The sequence below is a fragment of the Streptomyces mesophilus genome (assembly GCF_011044995.1).
Lineage (GTDB): Bacteria > Actinomycetota > Actinomycetes > Streptomycetales > Streptomycetaceae > Streptomyces > Streptomyces mesophilus.
Genome location: NZ_JAAKZW010000184.1, coordinates 1 through 16,999, shown reverse-complemented (window position 1 = coordinate 16,999; position 16,999 = coordinate 1). Strand labels below are relative to the sequence as shown.

General features: G+C 70.5%; 14 protein-coding genes and 1 riboswitch. Of the genes, 9 read left to right on the top strand and 5 right to left on the bottom strand.

All coding sequences use genetic code 11. From position 1 onward, the window contains the following. The first annotated feature begins 73 nt into the window (after window positions 1-73). On the top strand, window positions 74-931 hold the full coding sequence (gene otsB, locus G6045_RS30675; RefSeq protein WP_165335417.1) for a trehalose-phosphatase: 858 nt from the start codon (window positions 74-76) through the stop codon (window positions 929-931). Window positions 932-959: 28 nt separating this feature from the next. On the opposite strand, the gene G6045_RS30670 is transcribed toward otsB, so the two are convergent. Beyond that, the gene (locus G6045_RS30670; protein WP_328707957.1) at window positions 960-1,538 is read right to left on the bottom strand and encodes a TetR/AcrR family transcriptional regulator; all 579 of its coding nucleotides are present in this window, start codon (window positions 1,536-1,538) and stop codon (window positions 960-962) included. Window positions 1,539-1,678: 140 nt separating this feature from the next. On the opposite strand from G6045_RS30670, the gene G6045_RS30665 reads away from it, so the two are divergent. After that, on the top strand, window positions 1,679-2,587 hold the full coding sequence (locus G6045_RS30665) for an alpha/beta fold hydrolase (protein ID WP_165335416.1): 909 nt from the start codon (window positions 1,679-1,681) through the stop codon (window positions 2,585-2,587). Here the strand turns inward: G6045_RS30665 and G6045_RS30660 are convergent. The 3 genes from G6045_RS30660 to G6045_RS30650 all read right to left on the bottom strand — a co-directional run bounded on the left by G6045_RS30660 (window position 2,563) and on the right by G6045_RS30650 (window position 7,221). After that, entirely contained in the window at window positions 2,563-4,035 is a 1,473-nt protein-coding gene (locus tag G6045_RS30660) for an alpha,alpha-trehalose-phosphate synthase (UDP-forming) (RefSeq protein ID WP_165335415.1), read from the bottom strand. The genes G6045_RS30665 and G6045_RS30660 overlap by 25 nt on opposite strands. A 145-nt stretch (window positions 4,036-4,180) precedes the next feature. After that, window positions 4,181-6,217 carry a DUF11 domain-containing protein gene (locus tag G6045_RS30655; protein WP_235968408.1) on the bottom strand — a complete coding sequence of 679 codons (2,037 nt, stop codon included), beginning with the start codon at window positions 6,215-6,217 and terminating at the stop codon, window positions 4,181-4,183. 56 nt (window positions 6,218-6,273) lie between these two features. After that, window positions 6,274-7,221 carry a glucosyl-3-phosphoglycerate synthase gene (locus G6045_RS30650; protein ID WP_165335413.1) on the bottom strand — a complete coding sequence of 316 codons (948 nt, stop codon included), beginning with the start codon at window positions 7,219-7,221 and terminating at the stop codon, window positions 6,274-6,276. A 150-nt stretch (window positions 7,222-7,371) separates the two neighbouring features. Continuing rightward, window positions 7,372-7,517, top strand: a riboswitch (SAM riboswitch). Between the two features lie 18 nt (window positions 7,518-7,535). On the opposite strand from G6045_RS30650, the gene thrC reads away from it, so the two are divergent. The 7 genes from thrC (at window position 7,536) to G6045_RS30615 (ending at window position 15,588) form a co-directional block, all read left to right on the top strand. After that, window positions 7,536-8,822 (top strand): threonine synthase, encoded by a 1,287-nt coding sequence (thrC, locus tag G6045_RS30645; protein ID WP_165335412.1) that lies wholly within the window; start codon window positions 7,536-7,538, stop codon window positions 8,820-8,822. A gap of 53 nt (window positions 8,823-8,875) precedes the next feature. Beyond that, window positions 8,876-9,151 carry a MoaD/ThiS family protein gene (locus G6045_RS30640; protein WP_165335411.1) on the top strand — a complete coding sequence of 92 codons (276 nt, stop codon included), beginning with the start codon at window positions 8,876-8,878 and terminating at the stop codon, window positions 9,149-9,151. 436 nt (window positions 9,152-9,587) lie between these two features. Beyond that, window positions 9,588-9,791 carry a cold-shock protein gene (locus G6045_RS30635; protein WP_003949956.1) on the top strand — a complete coding sequence of 68 codons (204 nt, stop codon included), beginning with the start codon at window positions 9,588-9,590 and terminating at the stop codon, window positions 9,789-9,791. A gap of 322 nt (window positions 9,792-10,113) precedes the next feature. Continuing rightward, the gene (gene groL, locus G6045_RS30630; RefSeq protein WP_165335410.1) at window positions 10,114-11,736 is read left to right on the top strand and encodes a chaperonin GroEL; all 1,623 of its coding nucleotides are present in this window, start codon (window positions 10,114-10,116) and stop codon (window positions 11,734-11,736) included. A gap of 221 nt (window positions 11,737-11,957) precedes the next feature. Further along, on the top strand, window positions 11,958-12,833 hold the full coding sequence (locus G6045_RS30625; protein WP_328707956.1) for a SecDF P1 head subdomain-containing protein: 876 nt from the start codon (window positions 11,958-11,960) through the stop codon (window positions 12,831-12,833). A gap of 41 nt (window positions 12,834-12,874) precedes the next feature. Continuing rightward, the gene (locus G6045_RS30620; RefSeq protein ID WP_206344389.1) at window positions 12,875-14,134 is read left to right on the top strand and encodes an SLC13 family permease; all 1,260 of its coding nucleotides are present in this window, start codon (window positions 12,875-12,877) and stop codon (window positions 14,132-14,134) included. A gap of 311 nt (window positions 14,135-14,445) precedes the next feature. Continuing rightward, window positions 14,446-15,588, top strand: coding sequence for an NADH:flavin oxidoreductase (locus tag G6045_RS30615; protein ID WP_165335409.1), 1,143 nt, complete (start codon window positions 14,446-14,448; stop codon window positions 15,586-15,588). Window positions 15,589-15,679: 91 nt separating this feature from the next. On the opposite strand, the gene G6045_RS30610 is transcribed toward G6045_RS30615, so the two are convergent. Beyond that, window positions 15,680-16,999, bottom strand: a 1,320-nt coding sequence (locus tag G6045_RS30610) for an MFS transporter (RefSeq protein WP_235968407.1), incomplete at its 5' end; no start/stop codon positions are given.

Sequence of the window (16,999 nt, the reverse complement as noted above, 5' to 3'; positions counted from 1 at the left end):
CCGAAGCCCGCGGCCGCACCTTTGACGCGAACCTCCATGGGGCAGCCGGGCCCGACCTGGATAGGGTCGTCCCATGGGCAGCCTTCCGCATCGCACGCCTGATCTGCCGACGCCGTCCACTCCCGCGGGGCGCGACGGTCTCGCCGCGCTGCTTGCGCGGCCCGGGCAAGCCGTGATCGCCCTGGACTTCGACGGCACGCTCGCCGAGATCGTCCCCGACCCCGAGCAGGCCCGCGCCCACCCGGACGCCGTCCCCGCGCTCGCCGCCCTCGCCCCGAAGGTGGCCTCCGTCGCGGTGGTCACCGGCCGGCCCGCGGGCGTCGCGGTCCGCTACGGGGGCTTCGCGGGCGTACCCGGCCTGGAGCACCTGGTGGTGCTCGGCCACTACGGCGCCGAGCGCTGGGACGCCGTCTCCGGCACGGTGCACGCGCCCGACCCGCACCCCGGGGTGGCCGCGGTCCGGGCCGAACTGCCCGGATTCTTGGATGAGTTGGGCGTCTGGCACGGCATGTGGATCGAGGAGAAGGGCCGCGCGGTAGCGGTCCACACCCGCCGCGCCGCCGACCCCGCCGCGGCCTTCGAGGCCCTGCGCACCCCGCTCGCGCACCTCGCCGCCCGCCACGGCCTGATCGTCGAACCCGGCCGCCTCGTCCTCGAGTTGCGCCCGCCGGGCATGGACAAGGGCGTCGCGCTCGCGGCGTACGTCCGCTCGGTCGGCGCGACATCGGTCCTGTACGCGGGCGACGACCTGGGCGACCTGCCGGCCTTCGCGGCCGTGGAGAAGCTCCGCTCGGAGGGCCTGCACGGACTGCTGGTGTGCAGCGGAAGCTCGGAGGTCGCGGAGCTGTCGGAACGCGCGGACGTGGTGGTGGACGGCCCGTCAGGCGTGGTGGGACTGCTGGCGTCGCTCGCGGCCGCGGCGGGTACGTAGCGGCCCGGCCTCCTGCGGGTGGACCGGCCTACCGCGGATAGACCACGTCGAGCAGGCCCTCGACGAAGCCGGCGAGGTCGTCGAGTCCCGCGCCGTTCGGTACGTCCGCGGGATGCGCGAGCAGGTCCACGATCGCCGCGTGCACGGCCAGGGTGACCACGGCCGCGCGCTGCGGGCTGACGTCGAGACCCGCGGCGCGCTGCAACTGCTCCATCGCCGCGAAGTCCGCCGCGGAGATCTCCGCGAGCACCTTGCCGAGCCAGGGCTTGCGCGCGGCCTCGCCGTGCAGCTCCTGATAGGCGAGCACGCGCGTACGGCCCGGACCCGTGGCCTCTTCGAGCAGTCCGCGCAGCAGCGCCGCGAGGTCCGTCCGGCCGGCGGGACCGGCTGTCGGCAGGGTGCCCGCTTCCCGGAACCGCTCGAGGCAGCGGTCGGCGACAGCGCCGAGGAGGGCGTCGCGGGTGGGGAAGTAGTTCTTCGCCGTGCCGGTCGGCACTCCGGCTGCGGCGTCCACCGCCCGATGGGTCAGCGCGCGGCTGCCCTGGCCGCCGAGCACGTCGATGGCCGCGTCCCGCAGCAGGTTGCGCCTGCTGATGTTCTCGGCCACGCGCCCACCCTTCCCTCAAGCACCACAGACGTGGTGAATGTAGCAGCGGCCGCTCTTGTTGCGACCACCTCAGCCGTGGTACCACAGGTGTAGCACCTATCCCGTGAACGGTCGATGCCCGACGTGCGAGGAGAGTCGCGATGCCCCGGATCGAGCTGTCGGCCGGAACGGTCTCCTACGAGGACACCGGCGGCGACGGCCCCGTGCTCGTCTTCGTGCACGGAGTCCTGATGGACCACACGGTGTGGCGCAAGGTCGTACCCGCACTGCGCGACGACTACCGGTGCGTGACGCCGACGCTCCCGCTGGGCAGCCACCGCACACCGATGCGGCCGGACGCGGACCTGTCGCTGCGCGGACTCGCGCTCCTGGTCGGGGAGTTCCTCGACCGGCTCGACCTGCGGGAGGTGACGTTGGTCCTCAACGACTGGGGCGGCGCCCAACTGCTGCTCTCCCTGGGCCGCGCCGAGCGCATCGCCCGCCTCGTCCTCGCCTCCTGCGAGGCCTTCGACAACTACCCGCCGGGCAAGCCCGGCCGGAGCCTGGTCAGAGCCGCCTCGGTGCCCGGGGGTCTGGCGTTCCTGATGCAGCTCCTGCGCCTGGGCCCGGTACGGCGGGCGCCGGGCGGCTGGGGCGCCATGAGTGAACGCCCGGTGCCCGACGCGGTGATGGACGAGTGGTTCCGGCCCGCACGTACCGATCGGGGCGTGCGCCGCGACCTGGCCAAGTACCTCGTCTCCACCCCGCCCAAGGAGCAACTGCTCGCATGGTCCGAGCAGATGCGCACCTTCGACGGCCCCGTCCTGATCGCCTGGGCCGCCGGCGACCGGCTGATGCCCCGCGAGCACGGCCCGCGCCTGGCCGGGCTGTTCGCGCGCTCGACCCTCGCCGGGATCGAGGACAGCCGGACCCTGATCCCCGAGGACCGGCCGGACGAACTGGTCCGGCTGCTCAGGGAGTTCCTGGGCGAGCAGGGCGGGAGCCCGGCCACTGTGCGTACCGGAAAGAGGGAAGAGGGCTCGGGCTATCCGCGCAATGCCTCGAGCTGATCCAGGAACCACTGCGCGGGCGGCAGTGCGGTGCCCGCCGCGGCCAGGCGCTTCGTGCGCTCCGCGCGTTCCTCCGCCGGCATCGTCAGCGCGGCGTGCAGCGCGGCCGAAGTCCCCACCACGTCATATGGGTTGACCACCAGCGCGTCGTCACCCAGTTCCGCATACGCCCCCGCCTCCCGCGAGAGCACCAGGACGCACCCCTCGTCGGAGACGACCGGCACCTCCTTGGCGACGAGGTTCATCCCGTCCCTGATCGGGTTCACCAGGGCCACGTCCGCAAGCCGGTACGCCGCGAGCGAGCGCGCGAAGTCGTCCTTGACGTGCAGGATCACCGGGGTCCAGCCCTCGGTCCCGTACGCGGAGTTGATCTCCTGCGCGACCCGCGACACCTCCGCGGTGTACTCGCGGTAGACCGCCAGATCCTGCCGCGAGGGGTACGCGAACGCGACATGCACGACCCGTTCCCGCCACTGCGGCTGCTCCTCCAGGAGCAGCCGGTACGCGTGCAGCCCCCGCACGATGTTCTTCGACAGCTCGGTCCGGTCCACCCGCACGATCACCTTGCGGGCGTCCTCGCCGCCCGGCTGCCCGCCGATCTGCTCCCGCAGGTCCGCGAGCCGCTCCTCCACATCGGCGCGCTGCGAGCGCTCCCGCAGGAAGTCCGCGTCCGCGCCGAGTCCGTGCACCCCGAGCAGCGTCCGGTGGAAGCGCCCGTCCGGTGTGCGGTAGCCGACGCTCGGGGTCGCGTCCTTCGGCCAGTACGTCATCACCTCGTACGACCCGAGGACCGCACCGCAGCACGCCTGGAAGGCCTGGAGCCAGCGCGTGGTGAGAAAGCCGAGCCGGTCCGCGCCGAGCATCCCGAGCAGCAGCTCCTCGGCGATGTCGTCGGGCAGCATCCGGAAGTACTCGGCCGGCGCCCACGGCGTGTGCGAGAAGTGCCCGATCCGCAGATCGGGCCGCAGCGCCCGCAGCATCCCCGGTACCAGCGCCAGGTGGTAGTCCTGCACCACGACCGTCGCGCCCTGCGCGGCCTCCTCGGCGAGCGCCGCGGCGAAGGCCTGGTTGTACGTGCGGTACGCCGCCCACTGGCGGCGGAACTCCGGACCGAACGTGGGCTCCAGGGGGGTCTGGTACAGCAGGTGGTGCACGAACCACAGCACCGAGTTCGCGACCCCGTTGTACGCGTCGGAGTGCACGGCGGCGTCGATGTCGAGCATCCGCACACCGGGCTCGCCGGCCCCGCGCCGTACCGCCTCCCGGTCGCCGTCGCTCAGCGCCGAGCAGACCCACAGCGCGTCCGCCTCGTCCCCGATCGCGGAGAGCCCGGAGACCAGGCCGCCCCCGCCGCGCTTGGCGTCGAGGGTGCCGTCCTCCCGTACGGCATACGAAACGGGACCGCGATTGGACGCGACGAGAACCTGCGCACCGTGCTCGGAGACCATGACGCGAACCTAGCCCGTCCAGGAAACGCTCAAACGTGCGGACGGCCGGGCTCCCTGCTGGGGAGCCCGGCCGTCCGAAGCGGAACCGCTGTTCAGTTGTCCGTCACGACGTGAGTGCGACCTCCGTCACGACCTGAGCGCGACCTCAGTCACGCCGCGAGCGGGATGCCGCCAGTGCCAGCGCGCCCAGACCGCACATCACGATCGCGAGCCCGCCGTACAGCATCCCGTTCGAGCCGCCGCCGGTCTCGGCCAGCTCCGGCGGGGCAGGCCGTGCCTGCGTCCGCTTGCTGACGATGACGGAGACGCACGGGTCCGTGCCGCCCGCCCGGGTCTTCGCCGGGGTGCAGGTGGTCTTCGGGACGTCGGCCGTCACCGGGATCACCACGACGGCGCCCGGGGTGCAGGAGGCCTTCACCGTCTGCTTGATGACGACCTTGCCCTTGGCGGGCACATCGCCCGTCCACACCCAGTTCTTGCCGCTCTTGACGATCTTGCCGCTGCTCGCCGTCGGGGTGCCGCCCGCCGTCACCGGCCAGTGGATCTTCGCGTCCTTGCGCACGGTGCCCGAGCTGTTCGTGATGGTGATGGTGTTGGTGGTGTCGGCGCACGGGGGGACCACCGGCGGCTCGGGCCTGTTGATGATCTGAAGGTTCGGCACTTCCTCCTGCGGCGGCAGGATCGGGACCTCGGTCTGGCACTCCGGGTCCTCGCTGTCGTCGTCGCAGTTGGTGCGCAGCGACTCGGCGATGACGTTGTTGGTGAGCTTGCCGTCGCCGCTGATGGGGTCGTTGACGGTCGCGCTATAGGTGATCGTCGCCGTCGCGCCCTTGGGGATGTCCCCGGTCCAGCTCAGCTTGGGCTCGTCGTACGTGACCGTGCCGATCGTCGCCTTGGCGTCGCCGTTGTACTCGGCGTCGTCGAGCAGGTCGGTCAGGTCGTCGGCGAGTTTGGCGCCCGGATAGTTCACCGTGCCGACGTTCTTGGCGGTGATCGTGTACGTGACCTTGTCACCGGGCTTGGCCTGCTTCGGCGAGGCTGTCTTCTCGATCTCCATGTCGGGAACCGGCACGGAGAAGGCGAGCGCCGAGGGGACGTAGGTGTCGCCCCGGGTGCGGAAGGTCAACTTCGCGGAGGTGGCGCCGTCGGGGATGACCCCGTCCGGGATCGTGAACTGCGAGGCGTCGATGGAGAAGTTGTTGGGGTCGCACGGGTCGAGACAGCCGTCCGCGTGACTGGTGAAGAAGTTGGTGGCCAACCCGTTGTGCGGGTTCCTGATGGCCGTCCCGTTGACCAGGAACGCGTCTCCGGCGACGTTCGCGTCACCCTCGTACGCGGTGGCGCTGGCCCGCACCTCGCCCTCGTCGGTGCGGTAGAACCCGTCGACGGTGATCGTGGTGTCCGGGTCGGCGGAGCGCTGCACGACGTGGCCGCCGTAGATGTAGACGTTGCGGCGCTCGGGCGCGTACTGCGCGTTCACCGCGTCGTACTTGTAGACGACGGTCAGCGACCAGCCGCCCACGCAGCCGTTGCCGGTCGGGGCCCAGACGTCACCGACCGCGATCGGGACCTCGGAGCCGGTGGGCACCGAGGCGAACTGCGAGGTCACATCGGACTCGGCCGTGTAGTAGTGCGGGCCGCCGGTCTCGGCCGGGGTCTTCACCGCGTTCTGCACGGTCACCCGGGTCTCCGCGCCGCCGCCCACCTTCAGGACGGGCTGCTTGGTCAGCGGGTCGCCGGCCGGCAGCGTGGCGCGGCCCGCGGTGTCGCAGAACTGCACCTGGTTGCGGCCGAGCCGGTACGTCCCGTCGTTGCCGCCCCAGAACAGCCGGGCATAGGCGACCTTGGCGCCCGGCGGGATGGTCACCTTGCCGGTGCTGGAGTTGATCACGGTGGCGCTGAGCCCGGCCGTGTCCGTGTACTGCATCGGGAACTGGTTGTTGTTCTCGCCGCTGGCACCGCTCTGTGCGTTGCGGCAGCGCGTGGCGAGGTCCGGCGGCGAGCTCGGGCAGTCGAGCACGGCGTTGCCGAGCGTGATGAAGTCCCCGTACAGGGCCTCGTCGTAGCGCTTGGCGAACGGCTCGACGACAACCGCGGCGGCGGGCGCGAGGCCCACGAGCGAGGTCGCGGCGGTGGCGGTGGCGACCAGGGCACCCAGCGTGCGACGCCGGGCCCTTCCCATTACTTGTCTAACCCACATAAATGGGAAATTTAGGCAATATCCATGATCAGTAGCGGTTACGCCACGCGTCGCGAGGTGTACTCCGTGATCTCGGCCATCGGCGGCCGTTCCTCGGTGTCGACCGGATGGGTGCGCGGTTCGAACCCGTCTTCGCCGCGTTCGAACTGGGTGAGATGCGGCCGTACGAGATGACCGCGCGCGAGCCGCAGCTGGGCCGTCCGGTAGATGGCCGCCGCCATCCGGCCCAGCGCCCGCCCGTCCTGGTGCCGGTGCTTGCGCACCCCGACGTCGACCTGGGCCAGGGCGTCGAGGCCCACGGTGTGCAGCGCGTCGACGAGGAGGCCGAGCTCCACTCCGTATCCGACCGGGAAGGGCAGCTGTTCGAGGAGCGAGCGCCGGACCGCGTACTCGCCGCCCAAGGGCTGGACGAATCCGGCCAGTTGGGGCCAGTGGAGGTTGAGCAGCGGGCGGGCGACCAGCTCGGTGACGCGGCCTCCCTGCCCGGCCTCATCACCCAGCGGCCGGTCGTACATCGCTTTCACGAACTGCACATCAGGCTCGGTGAGCAGCGGGCCGACGATCCCGCTGACGAAATCCGGCGAGAACTCGCGCAGATCCGCGTCCACGAAACACACGATCTCGCCGCTCGTCACCAGGAGCGAGCGCCACAGGACCTCGCCCTTGCCGGGCACGGCGGGGATCCGGGGGAGTATCGCGTCGCGGTGCACGACCCGGGCACCGGCCGCCGCGGCGACCTCGGCCGTACGGTCCGTGGAGCCCGAGTCGATCACCACGAGCTCGTCGACCAGCGGCGCCTCGGGGCACATCAGCTCGCGCCGGATCACGGTGACGATCTGTCCGACCGTCGCCTCCTCGTCGAGGGCGGGCAGCACCACGGAGACCGTCGTGCCCAGCCGGGCCTTCTCGGCCAGCAGGGCATCGAGCGGCCGGTCCTTCACCGACCAGGAGCGCCGCTCCAGCCAGCGCTCCACCTCTTCGAGCACGTCTGCCTACTCCTCGTATGTGATCCATCTCGCCGTTCGGACGACTATCTCAACGGTCGGGGGCTTCGGTTACAGTCTTGAACAACGCACATGACCACCGCATGTCGGGGGTCATGACGTCATAAACACCTGGCGGACACCAGGTCATACCGCTCATCCAGAGGGGCAGAGGGATACGGCCCGTTGAAGCCCCGGCAACCCTCCAGTCAGTTCTCGCACCGCGCGACGCGAGGTCCCTGACTCGGGAAGGTGCCAAATCCGTCTTACGGCGAAGTGCGTCGTAAGGAAGATGAGGAGAGAGGGCCTCGCCTGCCATGTCTGTTCAGACTGTTGAAGACACCACCACTTCCGTGGACCTCGGACCCGCCGCCGCGCTGTCCTGCCGCGAGTGCGGCCACCGCGTCCCGCTCGGTCCGCTCTTCGCCTGCCAGGAGTGTTTCGGCCCCCTGGAGATCGCGTACGACTTCTCCTCGTACGAGACCGAGGAGCTGCGCCGCCGCATCGAGGCCGGTCCGGCGAACATCTGGCGTTACGCGCCGCTGCTCCCCGTCCCCGCGGACGTGGCCGGGAAGCCGAACCTGAACCCGGGCTGGACCAAGCTGGTCAAGGCCGACAACCTCGCGCGTGAAATCGGCTTCGAGCAGGGCAAGTTGTTCATCAAGGACGACTCCGGCAACCCCACGCACTCCTTCAAGGACCGCGTCGTCGCCCAGGCCATCGAGGCCGCCCGCGCCTTCGGTTTCACCACGCTCTCCTGCTCCTCCACGGGCAACCTCGCGGGCGCCGTCGGCGCCGCCGCGGCCCGCGCCGGCTTCCGCTCCTGCGTGTTCATCCCGCACGACCTGGAGCAGGGCAAGGTCGTCATGGCCGCCGTCTACGGCGGCGAGCTCGTGGCCATCGAGGGCAACTACGACGACGTGAACCGCTTCTGCTCCGAGCTCATCGGCGACCCGCTGGGCGAGGGCTGGGGCTTTGTGAACGTGAATCTGCGCCCGTACTACGCCGAGGGCTCGAAGACCCTCGCGTACGAGATCTGCGAGCAGCTCGGCTGGCAGCTGCCCGACCAGCTCGTCATCCCGATCGCCTCCGGCTCCCAGCTCACGAAGATCGACAAGGGTCTGCAGGAGCTGATCAAGCTCGGTCTGGTCGAGGACAAGCCGTACAAGATCTTCGGCGCCCAGGCCGAGGGCTGCTCCCCGGTCTCCGTCGCGTACAAGGCCGGCCACGACGTCGTACGCCCGCAGAAGCCGAACACGATCGCCAAGTCCCTCGCGATCGGCAACCCGGCGGACGGCCCGTACGTCCTCGACATCGCGCGTCGCACCGGCGGCGCGGTGGAGGATGTGAACGACGAGCAGGTCGTGGACGCGATCAGGCTGCTCGCGCAGACCGAGGGCATCTTCGCCGAGACCGCGGGCGGTGTGACCGTCGGTGTGACGCACAAGCTGGTCAAGGAGGGTCTGCTCGACCCGTCGCTGACCACGGTGGTGCTCAACACCGGTGACGGCCTCAAGACCCTCGACGCGGTCGCCGACACTGGTGCGACCGCGACCATCCGCCCGAACCTGGACGCGTTCCGCGCCGCGGGTCTCGCGAGCTGACCTCCCGGTCCCGCGAGCCGACCTCCCCACACTTCCCGAAAGGCATCGGTCCCATGAGCGTGAACGTCCGCATCCCCACCATCCTGCGCACCTACACCGGCGGCAAGGCCGAGGTCGCCGCCGAGGGCGCGACCCTCGCCGAGGTCATCGCCGACCTGGAGAAGAACCACACCGGGATCTCCGCCCGCGTCCTCGACGACCAGGGCAAGCTGCGCCGCTTCGTGAACGTCTACGTGAACGACGACGACGTGCGCTTCGAGCAGGGTCTGGAGACGGCCACCCCGGACGGGGCCGGCGTTTCGATCATCCCCGCCGTCGCCGGCGGCTGATCGCTTCTTTCTCTCCTGTCGAGTTGCCCTCTCCGCGCTGGAAGCGGAGGGGGCAATTCTGCATGGTTGAGAGAGGTACAGTTGGGAATGCTGTTTCGCCCTTTTCCCCGGGTGCGGCGAGAGTGTGCCGGGAGCATATGAGAACTCCCTGCGTACAAGGACAAGAACTGGCCTTCCTGTGCGCACCGTTCGCACGATTCACGCCTTTTGTCTGGCCCGACTTGCCCTGAACTCCGGCGAATTCTCCGTAAATTACCGATCGCTCGTGCCCAGAATTCTCGTCCGATTGACCTGTTGCAGACGGCAGTTGGACAGATACATTCAGCGGCGGTCGACGCGTTCCGGCGCACACCACCCCCACCTGTCGGGGGGTGAGTTCTGACCCGGGTCCGCGAAGTGCGGATTCGTGCAAGGGCCAGTAATAGGGGAGTTAGGCATGGCTCAGGGCACCGTCAAGTGGTTCAACGCGGAGAAGGGCTACGGCTTCATCGCGGTCGACGGTGGTGCGGATGTATTCGTCCACTACAGCGCGATTCAGATGGACGGTTACCGCACCCTTGAAGAGGGCCAGCGGGTCGAGTTCGAGATCTCGCAGGGTCAGAAGGGGCCGCAGGCGGACATGGTCCGTGTGGCTGCCTGATCGCGCCGGAGCACAGTCTGCAACGACGTGATGAAGGGTCCGCATCCCGGAGACGGGGTGCGGACCCTTCTGTTTGTGCGCGGGGTGCGTGAGCAGACGCGGGTGGGGTGCCCGATCCTCGGGAGCCGCTTGCACTCGGCATAGGCGAGTGCTAATCATTGGCGTTAGCACTCTCCCAGTGAGAGTGACAGTTTCAGACTTGGATCGGGCCGGTGAGGCCACAGACCGGGTGGGGCAAGGAACCACACGGGATGCGGGCCGTCCGTCGCGGGCGCCGACACGATCCGGAGCAATCCACCCCTGTCCGGGAGGACCACTTCACATGGCCAAGATCATCGCGTTCGACGAGGAGGCACGGCGCGGTCTCGAGCGCGGGATGAACCAGCTCGCCGACGCCGTCAAGGTCACCCTTGGCCCCAAGGGCCGCAACGTCGTCCTCGAGAAGAAGTGGGGCGCCCCCACGATCACCAACGATGGTGTTTCCATCGCCAAGGAGATCGAGCTCGAGGACCCGTACGAGAAGATCGGCGCCGAGCTGGTCAAGGAAGTCGCCAAGAAGACGGACGACGTCGCCGGCGACGGTACGACCACCGCCACCGTTCTCGCCCAGGCGCTCGTCCGCGAGGGCCTGCGCAACGTGGCCGCCGGTGCCAACCCGATGGCCCTCAAGCGCGGCATCGAGAAGGCCGTCGAGGCCGTCTCCGGTGCGCTGCTCGACCAGGCCAAGGAGGTCGAGACCAAGGAGCAGATCGCTTCGACGGCCTCCATCTCCGCCGCCGACACCCAGATCGGCGAGCTCATCGCCGAGGCGATGGACAAGGTCGGCAAGGAAGGCGTCATCACGGTCGAGGAGGCCCAGACCTTCGGTCTGGAGCTGGAGCTCACCGAGGGCATGCGCTTCGACAAGGGCTACATCTCGGCGTACTTCGCGACCGACATGGAGCGCATGGAGGCCGTCCTCGAGGACCCGTACATCCTCATCGCCAACTCGAAGATCGGGTCCGTCAAGGACCTGCTCCCGCTCCTCGAGAAGGTCATGCAGTCCGGCAAGCCGCTGCTGATCATCGCCGAGGACGTCGAGGGCGAGGCGCTCTCCACCCTGGTCGTCAACAAGATCAAGGGCACCTTCCGCTCCGTGGCCGTCAAGGCCCCGGGCTTCGGCGACCGCCGCAAGGCGATGCTGAACGACATCGCGATCCTCACGGGCGGCGAGGTCATCTCCGAGGAGGTCGGTCTCAAGCTCGAGAACGCGACCGTGGACCTTCTGGGCCGTGCCCGCAAGGTCGTCATCACCAAGGACGAGACCACGATCGTCGACGGTGCCGGTGACAGCGAGGCCGTCAACGGCCGCGTGAACCAGATCCGCGCCGAGATCGAGCAGTCGGACTCCGACTACGACCGCGAGAAGCTCCAGGAGCGCCTCGCGAAGCTCGCCGGCGGCGTGGCGGTCATCAAGGCCGGTGCCGCGACCGAGGTCGAGCTCAAGGAGCGCAAGCACCGCATCGAGGACGCCGTGCGCAACGCGAAGGCGGCCGTCGAAGAGGGCATCGTCGCCGGTGGTGGCGTGGCCCTGCTCCAGGCCTCCTCGGTCTTCGAGAAGCTGGAGCTCGAGGGTGACGAGGCGACCGGCGCCAACGCCGTGCGTCTCGCCCTTGAGGCCCCGCTCAAGCAGATCGCCGTCAACGGTGGTCTCGAGGGTGGCGTCATCGTCGAGAAGGTGCGCAACCTTCCCGTCGGCCACGGCCTGAACGCCGCGACCGGTGAGTACGTCGACATGATCGCCGAGGGCATCATCGACCCGGCGAAGGTCACGCGTTCCGCTCTGCAGAACGCCGCGTCCATCGCCGCGCTGTTCCTCACCACCGAGGCCGTCATCGCCGACAAGCCCGAGAAGGCCGGTGCCCCCGCGGGCGGCGGCATGCCGGGCGGTGACATGGACTTCTGATCCCTCGCGGATCGGTCGTTCTGTCGAGCTTCGGCTCGTACGACGGGCTCTCGCTCGTACGCAGGGGCGGTGCCTCTCCCTTCGGGGAGGGGGGCCGCCCTTGCGGCGTTTTTCGGGGCGGTGATGGCTGTACGGGGTTCTTCGGGGGCGGCGGCCGTACGGATCCGGGCAATCGGTGTGACTTCGGCATGTCCGGGACGATCCGCTGCAACCATGGCCGGGTGAACTCAGGGATGCGGCGCCTGCGGAGCGCGAAGTGGGGCCTTGTGGCGACCGGGGCGGCGCTGGTGCTCGCGGCCTGCGGTGGGTCCTCGTCGGACGGTGACCGGCTCGGTGGCCGGACGGGGGCGGAGTCAGGAGGCTCCTCGCCGTCGTCCTCGTCCTCGGGGTCTTCTGCGGACGGGCAGGGGACGGCCGTCGTCACGTTCGCGACCGAGACCGACGGAGTGGCGCCGCCCGCCGGAGGGCTGGAGCGGACCGCCGAGCTGATGCGGGAGCGGGCCGGGGCCGCCGGCCTCGAAGGCGTCGAGATCGAGGTCCGTGACGGGGCGATCACCGCCTCGGGATCGGCTGCCGACGAGAAGGCGCTGAAGTCCCTCGGCCGCACCGCCGAGTTGGGCTTTCGGCCGGTGACCGGCGCGCAGGTGGTGGACAAGAGCGCGTGCCGGGTGCAGAACGCCGCCGCGTCGGAGCCGCTCACCACCTGCGGGACCGGCCCTGACGACGCCACCACGCAGTACGTGCTCGAACGGGTCGCCCTGCCGGGCAGCGAGATCGCCCGCGCGGAAGCGGCGCTCGACGAGAACGTCGGCTCCTGGACCGTGAACCTGGAGTTCACGGCGAAGGGTGCGCAGCAGTTCACGGACGTGACCGGCCGGCTCGCGACGCAGACGACCCCGGCCAACCAGTTCGCGATCGTCCTCGACGGCGAGGTGCTGTCCGCGCCGATGGTCACCCAGGCGATCACCGGGGGCCAGGCGCAGATCTCCGGCACCTTCACCGAGCGCACCGCCCGCGAACTGGCGGCCCAGCTCTCCACCGGGGCGCTGCCGGTGCGGCTCACGGAGTCGAGCGTGACGCGGGTGCCCGGGGGCTAGGACTGCTCGTCCGGTGGCGAGGCCGGGGTTGCCGAGGGGCGATGATCAGGTACGTGCTGATCGAGTTCCTGGCCGTGGCCGCCCTCGTCGTGACCCTCGTGTGCGCTGTCGTACGGCCCTTCGGGCGGCCGGAGGCGGTGTTCGCCGTACCGGCGGCGGCCGTCGTGATCGTCTCCGGGGCGCTTCCGCTCGCGGAGGTGGAGGAGGAGGCGGCGCGGCTCGGGCCGGTCATCGGGTTCCTCGCCGCGGTGCTCGTCCTCGCGCAGCTCTGCGCCGACGAAGGGCTCTTCCACGCCTGCGGGACCTGGATGGCCCGCTGGGCCCGGCACCGTCCGCGCCGGCTGCTCGGCGCGGTGTTCACGCTGGCCTCGCTGATCACCGCCGCGCTCAGCCTGGACGCCACCGTCGTCCTGCTGACCCCCGTGGTGTTCGCGACGGCGGCCAGGATGGGCGCCCGCCCCGCGCCCCACGTCTACGCGAGCGCCCACCTCTCCAACACCGCCTCGCTGCTGCTGCCCGTATCGAATCTGACGAACCTGCTCGCCTTCACCGCCACCGGCCTGAGCTTCACGCGCTTCGCGCTCCTCATGCTGCTGCCGTGGCTGGTGGCCATCGCGGTCGAGTACGTGGTGTTCCGCCGCTTCTTCGCCGCCGACCTCGACGCACCCGCCTCACCCGTGGCCGCCGACGAACCGCCCGAGCTGCCGCTGTTCGCCCTGGTCACCGTGTGCGCGACGCTCGCCGGGTTCGCGGTGGCGTCCGCGCTCGGCATCGACCCGGCGTGGGCGGCCGCCGCGGGTGCGGCCGTGATGGGCGCCCGGGCGCTGAGCCGGCGGCACACGACGCCGGCCGGGATCGTGCGCGCGACCCACTGGCCGTTCCTGCTCTTCGTGCTCTGTCTCGGCGTCATCGTGCGGGCCGTCGTCGACCACGGTCTCGGTGACGCCCTCGCCCGCGTCCTGCCCGACGGCAGCTCGCTGCCCGCGCTGCTCGGCACGGCCGCGCTCGCCGCGCTCCTGGCCAACCTCATCAACAACCTGCCCGCCGTCCTCGCCCTGATCCCGCTCGCGGCGCCGTCCGGCCCGGGCGCGGTGCTCGCCGTCCTGCTCGGCGTGAACATCGGCCCCAACCTGACGTACACGGGCTCCCTGGCCACGCTGCTCTGGCGCCGGATCGCGCAGCAGCACGACCACGACGTACGGCTGCGGGAGTTCACCACGCTCGGTCTGCTCACCACGCCCGTGGCGCTGGTGGGGGCGACGGTGGCGCTTTGGGTGGGATTGCGGGGGTTGGGGGTCTGAAGCGTCCTCGGGTGCATCCGGGGCACGTGTCCGGGATCACGTCCGAGGGGTCGGGGGAGGCGGAATGCGGTGCGGGGTGCGCCAGTTGCAGTGGACGCGGCTGGTGCATACTCACCGGTCGGTATGCGCGTACCTGCCGTACGTATCGCACCTGCCGTACCTGTTGCACCTGCCGTAACTGCCGTACCCGTCGCACCTGTCGCACCTGTCGCACCTGTCGTACCCGTCGCACCCATCGCACCTGTCGTACCCGTCGTACCCGTCGCACCTGTCGTACCCGTCCAAGAGCCCCCTCCCCAAGGAGCCCCCACGTGACCGTCGCCGATGCCACTGAGCCCACCGGCACCACGGGCCGCGCCGCCCAGGTTCTGTCCCGCCCGGTGCAGCTCAACGGCCTGACCGTGCCCAACCGGATCGTCATGGCGCCCATGACCCGGATGTTCTCGCCGGGCGGCATACCCACCGACGACGTGATCTCGTACTACGCGCGGCGCGCGGCCGCCGGCGTCGGCCTGATCATCACCGAGGGCACCTACGTCGGCCACACGTCGGCCGGCCAGAGCGACAGCGTTCCGCGCTTCCACGGCGAGGAGCAGCTCGCGGGCTGGAAGAAGGTCGCGGACGCCGTGCACGCGGCGGGCGGCACGATCATGCCGCAGCTGTGGCACATCGGCATGGTCCGCAGGGCGGGCGAGCCGCCGTTCACGGACGCCGAGCCCATGGGCCCGTCCGGTATTCACAAGCAGGGTGCCGAGCCCAAGGGCAAGGCCATGACGCAGCAGGACCTCGACGACGTCGTCGGGGCCTTCGCGCAGGCCGCCGCCGACGCCGAACGCCTCGGCTTCGACGGTGTCGAACTGCACGGTGCGCACGGCTACTTGATCGACCAGTTCCTGTGGGAGGGCACCAACCGCCGCACCGACGCGTACGGGGGCTCCGCGGTGGCTCGTACGAAGTTCGCGGCCGAGATCGTGGCGGCGGTGCGCGCGGCGGTCTCTCCGTCCTTCCCGGTCCTCTTCCGCTTCTCGCAGTGGAAGCAGCAGGCGTACGAGGCCCGGCTCGCCGAGACCCCCGAAGAGCTCGAGGCGATCCTCGCCCCGCTCGCGGCGGCCGGCGTCGACGTCTTCCACGCCTCGACCCGCCGCTACTGGCTCCCCGAGTTCGAGGGCTCCGACCTGAACCTGGCCGGCTGGACGAAGAAGCTCACCGGCAAGCCCACCATCTCGGTGGGCTCGGTCGGTCTGGACGGCGAGTTCTTCGGCGCGTTCGCCGGCCAGGGCTCCGCGGCCCGCAGCATCGACGACCTCCTCGACCGCATGGAGGGCGACGAGTTCGACCTGATCGCGGTCGGCCGCGCGCTGCTGCAGGACCCGCAGTGGGCGGAGAAGGTCCTCGACGGCCGCCTGGGCGAACTGGCGGCGTACGACGCGAAGGCGATCGCGTCCCTGAGCTGAGCTGAGCTTTGAGGTGTGTACGAGGGCGGCATCCCCGTGGGTGGGGGTGCCGCCCTTCGGCGTCGGGGTGCGACTCGGCGGGTGCCTCCCGTCATGCCGTCCGTTCGTCCTGCAACCCGGCCGGTGTCAAAGGGTGTTGGCGGCTTCTGCGGTCGAAGCCGGTGCTTCGGAGCAGGGCGGGTTGCAGTGCGGCAAGGAGCAGGCAGCCGAGGGCCAGCGTGGTCCAGAGGCCCGACGGTGCGGCGTACGCGATCAGTTGTGTGCCCGCCAAGGGGGCCGCGATCCCCGCGATGCCCCAACTGGTGCCGTAGGCGGCCAGATAGCGCCCCTTTCCGCCCGGCGGGGCCAGGGCGGCGACGATCGCGTAGGCGCGGCCGACCAGGAGCAGGTCGCCCGCGCTCCACAGGACGGTTGCGGCGAGGTAGCCGGGCAGGGTGGGGGCGAGGGCGTATCCGGCCAGTCCCAGGGCCAGCAGCAGGTATCCGGTGCAGAAGGCCGCCGGTGTCGAGAGGGTGGAGAGCGGGCGCCGGCGCATGAGCGGCTGGCCCGCGGTGAGGGTGAGCGCGGACACGGTGAACAGGAGTCCCGCGTCCGCGGAGCGCAGGCCTTCATGGCTCATGGCGAGCGGGAGCGTCATCATGATCTGGAGGTAGACCACGGCGAACAGCGTCCCGGTCCCGAGCATGAGCAGCAGGGCGCGGTCGCGCCAGGGCGCGATGACGGCCGCCCCTGCGGGTACGGCGATCTCCCCGGATACGTCCGCCCTTTCCGGTACGCCGCCCTCTCCGGATACCGCCACCCCTCCGGATCCAGCCCCCGCGGCCCCGCGATGGTCGGCCGGGAGCACCAGGTGCACGGTGAGCGCGCAGAGTGCGCACGTGAGGGCGTCGGCGGCGAAGAGCCAGCGCAGATCCCAGCGCCCCAGGCCCGCCGCCATGAGTCCGGCGCCCATGCCCGCGAGGGCCAGCGCCGCGTTCAACAGGCCGTAGGCGCGGACGTGTTCGCTCGGTGCCACGACGTCGGCGATCATCGCCTGGCTCGGCGGCTCGTAGATCTCGAAGACCAGGCCGAGGAGTACCGCGCAGCAGATGGCTGCCGTCAGGGTGCCGGCCGCGGCGAGTCCCAGTTGGGCCAGCGCGCACCCGGTCAGTCCCGCCACGATCGTGCGGCGCCGGCCGATCCGGTCGGCAAGGCGGCCGCCGATCAGGCGTGAGGGGATCGTGGCGAGGCCGAAGGCGGCGCCGGTCCAGCCGGCGACGGCGGCGCCGGCCCCGAATTCGCTCGTGAGGAGCACGGTGAGGAACGACAGGGAGAACGCGCCGAGCCGGTTCACCGCCCGTGCCACGATCAGCAGTCGTACGGCTCGCGGCAACCGCTTCTCGCTCCTGGCCTGCATGGACCCCACCCACCC

What these genes read in the sequence shown, in the direction of transcription:
- otsB (WP_165335417.1), top strand. Translation starts at nt 74, where the DNA reads ATGGGCAGCCTTCCGCATCGCACGCCTGATCTGCCGACGCCGTCCACT.
- G6045_RS30665 (WP_165335416.1), top strand. Translation starts at nt 1,679, where the DNA reads ATGCCCCGGATCGAGCTGTCGGCCGGAACGGTCTCCTACGAGGACACC.
- G6045_RS30660 (WP_165335415.1), bottom strand. Translation starts at nt 4,035, where the DNA reads ATGGTCTCCGAGCACGGTGCGCAGGTTCTCGTCGCGTCCAATCGCGGT.
- G6045_RS30655 (WP_235968408.1), bottom strand. Translation starts at nt 6,217, where the DNA reads ATGGGAAGGGCCCGGCGTCGCACGCTGGGTGCCCTGGTCGCCACCGCC.
- thrC (WP_165335412.1), top strand. Translation starts at nt 7,536, where the DNA reads ATGTCTGTTCAGACTGTTGAAGACACCACCACTTCCGTGGACCTCGGA.
- G6045_RS30640 (WP_165335411.1), top strand. Translation starts at nt 8,876, where the DNA reads ATGAGCGTGAACGTCCGCATCCCCACCATCCTGCGCACCTACACCGGC.
- G6045_RS30635 (WP_003949956.1), top strand. Translation starts at nt 9,588, where the DNA reads ATGGCTCAGGGCACCGTCAAGTGGTTCAACGCGGAGAAGGGCTACGGC.
- groL (WP_165335410.1), top strand. Translation starts at nt 10,114, where the DNA reads ATGGCCAAGATCATCGCGTTCGACGAGGAGGCACGGCGCGGTCTCGAG.
- G6045_RS30620 (WP_206344389.1), top strand. Translation starts at nt 12,875, where the DNA reads ATGATCAGGTACGTGCTGATCGAGTTCCTGGCCGTGGCCGCCCTCGTC.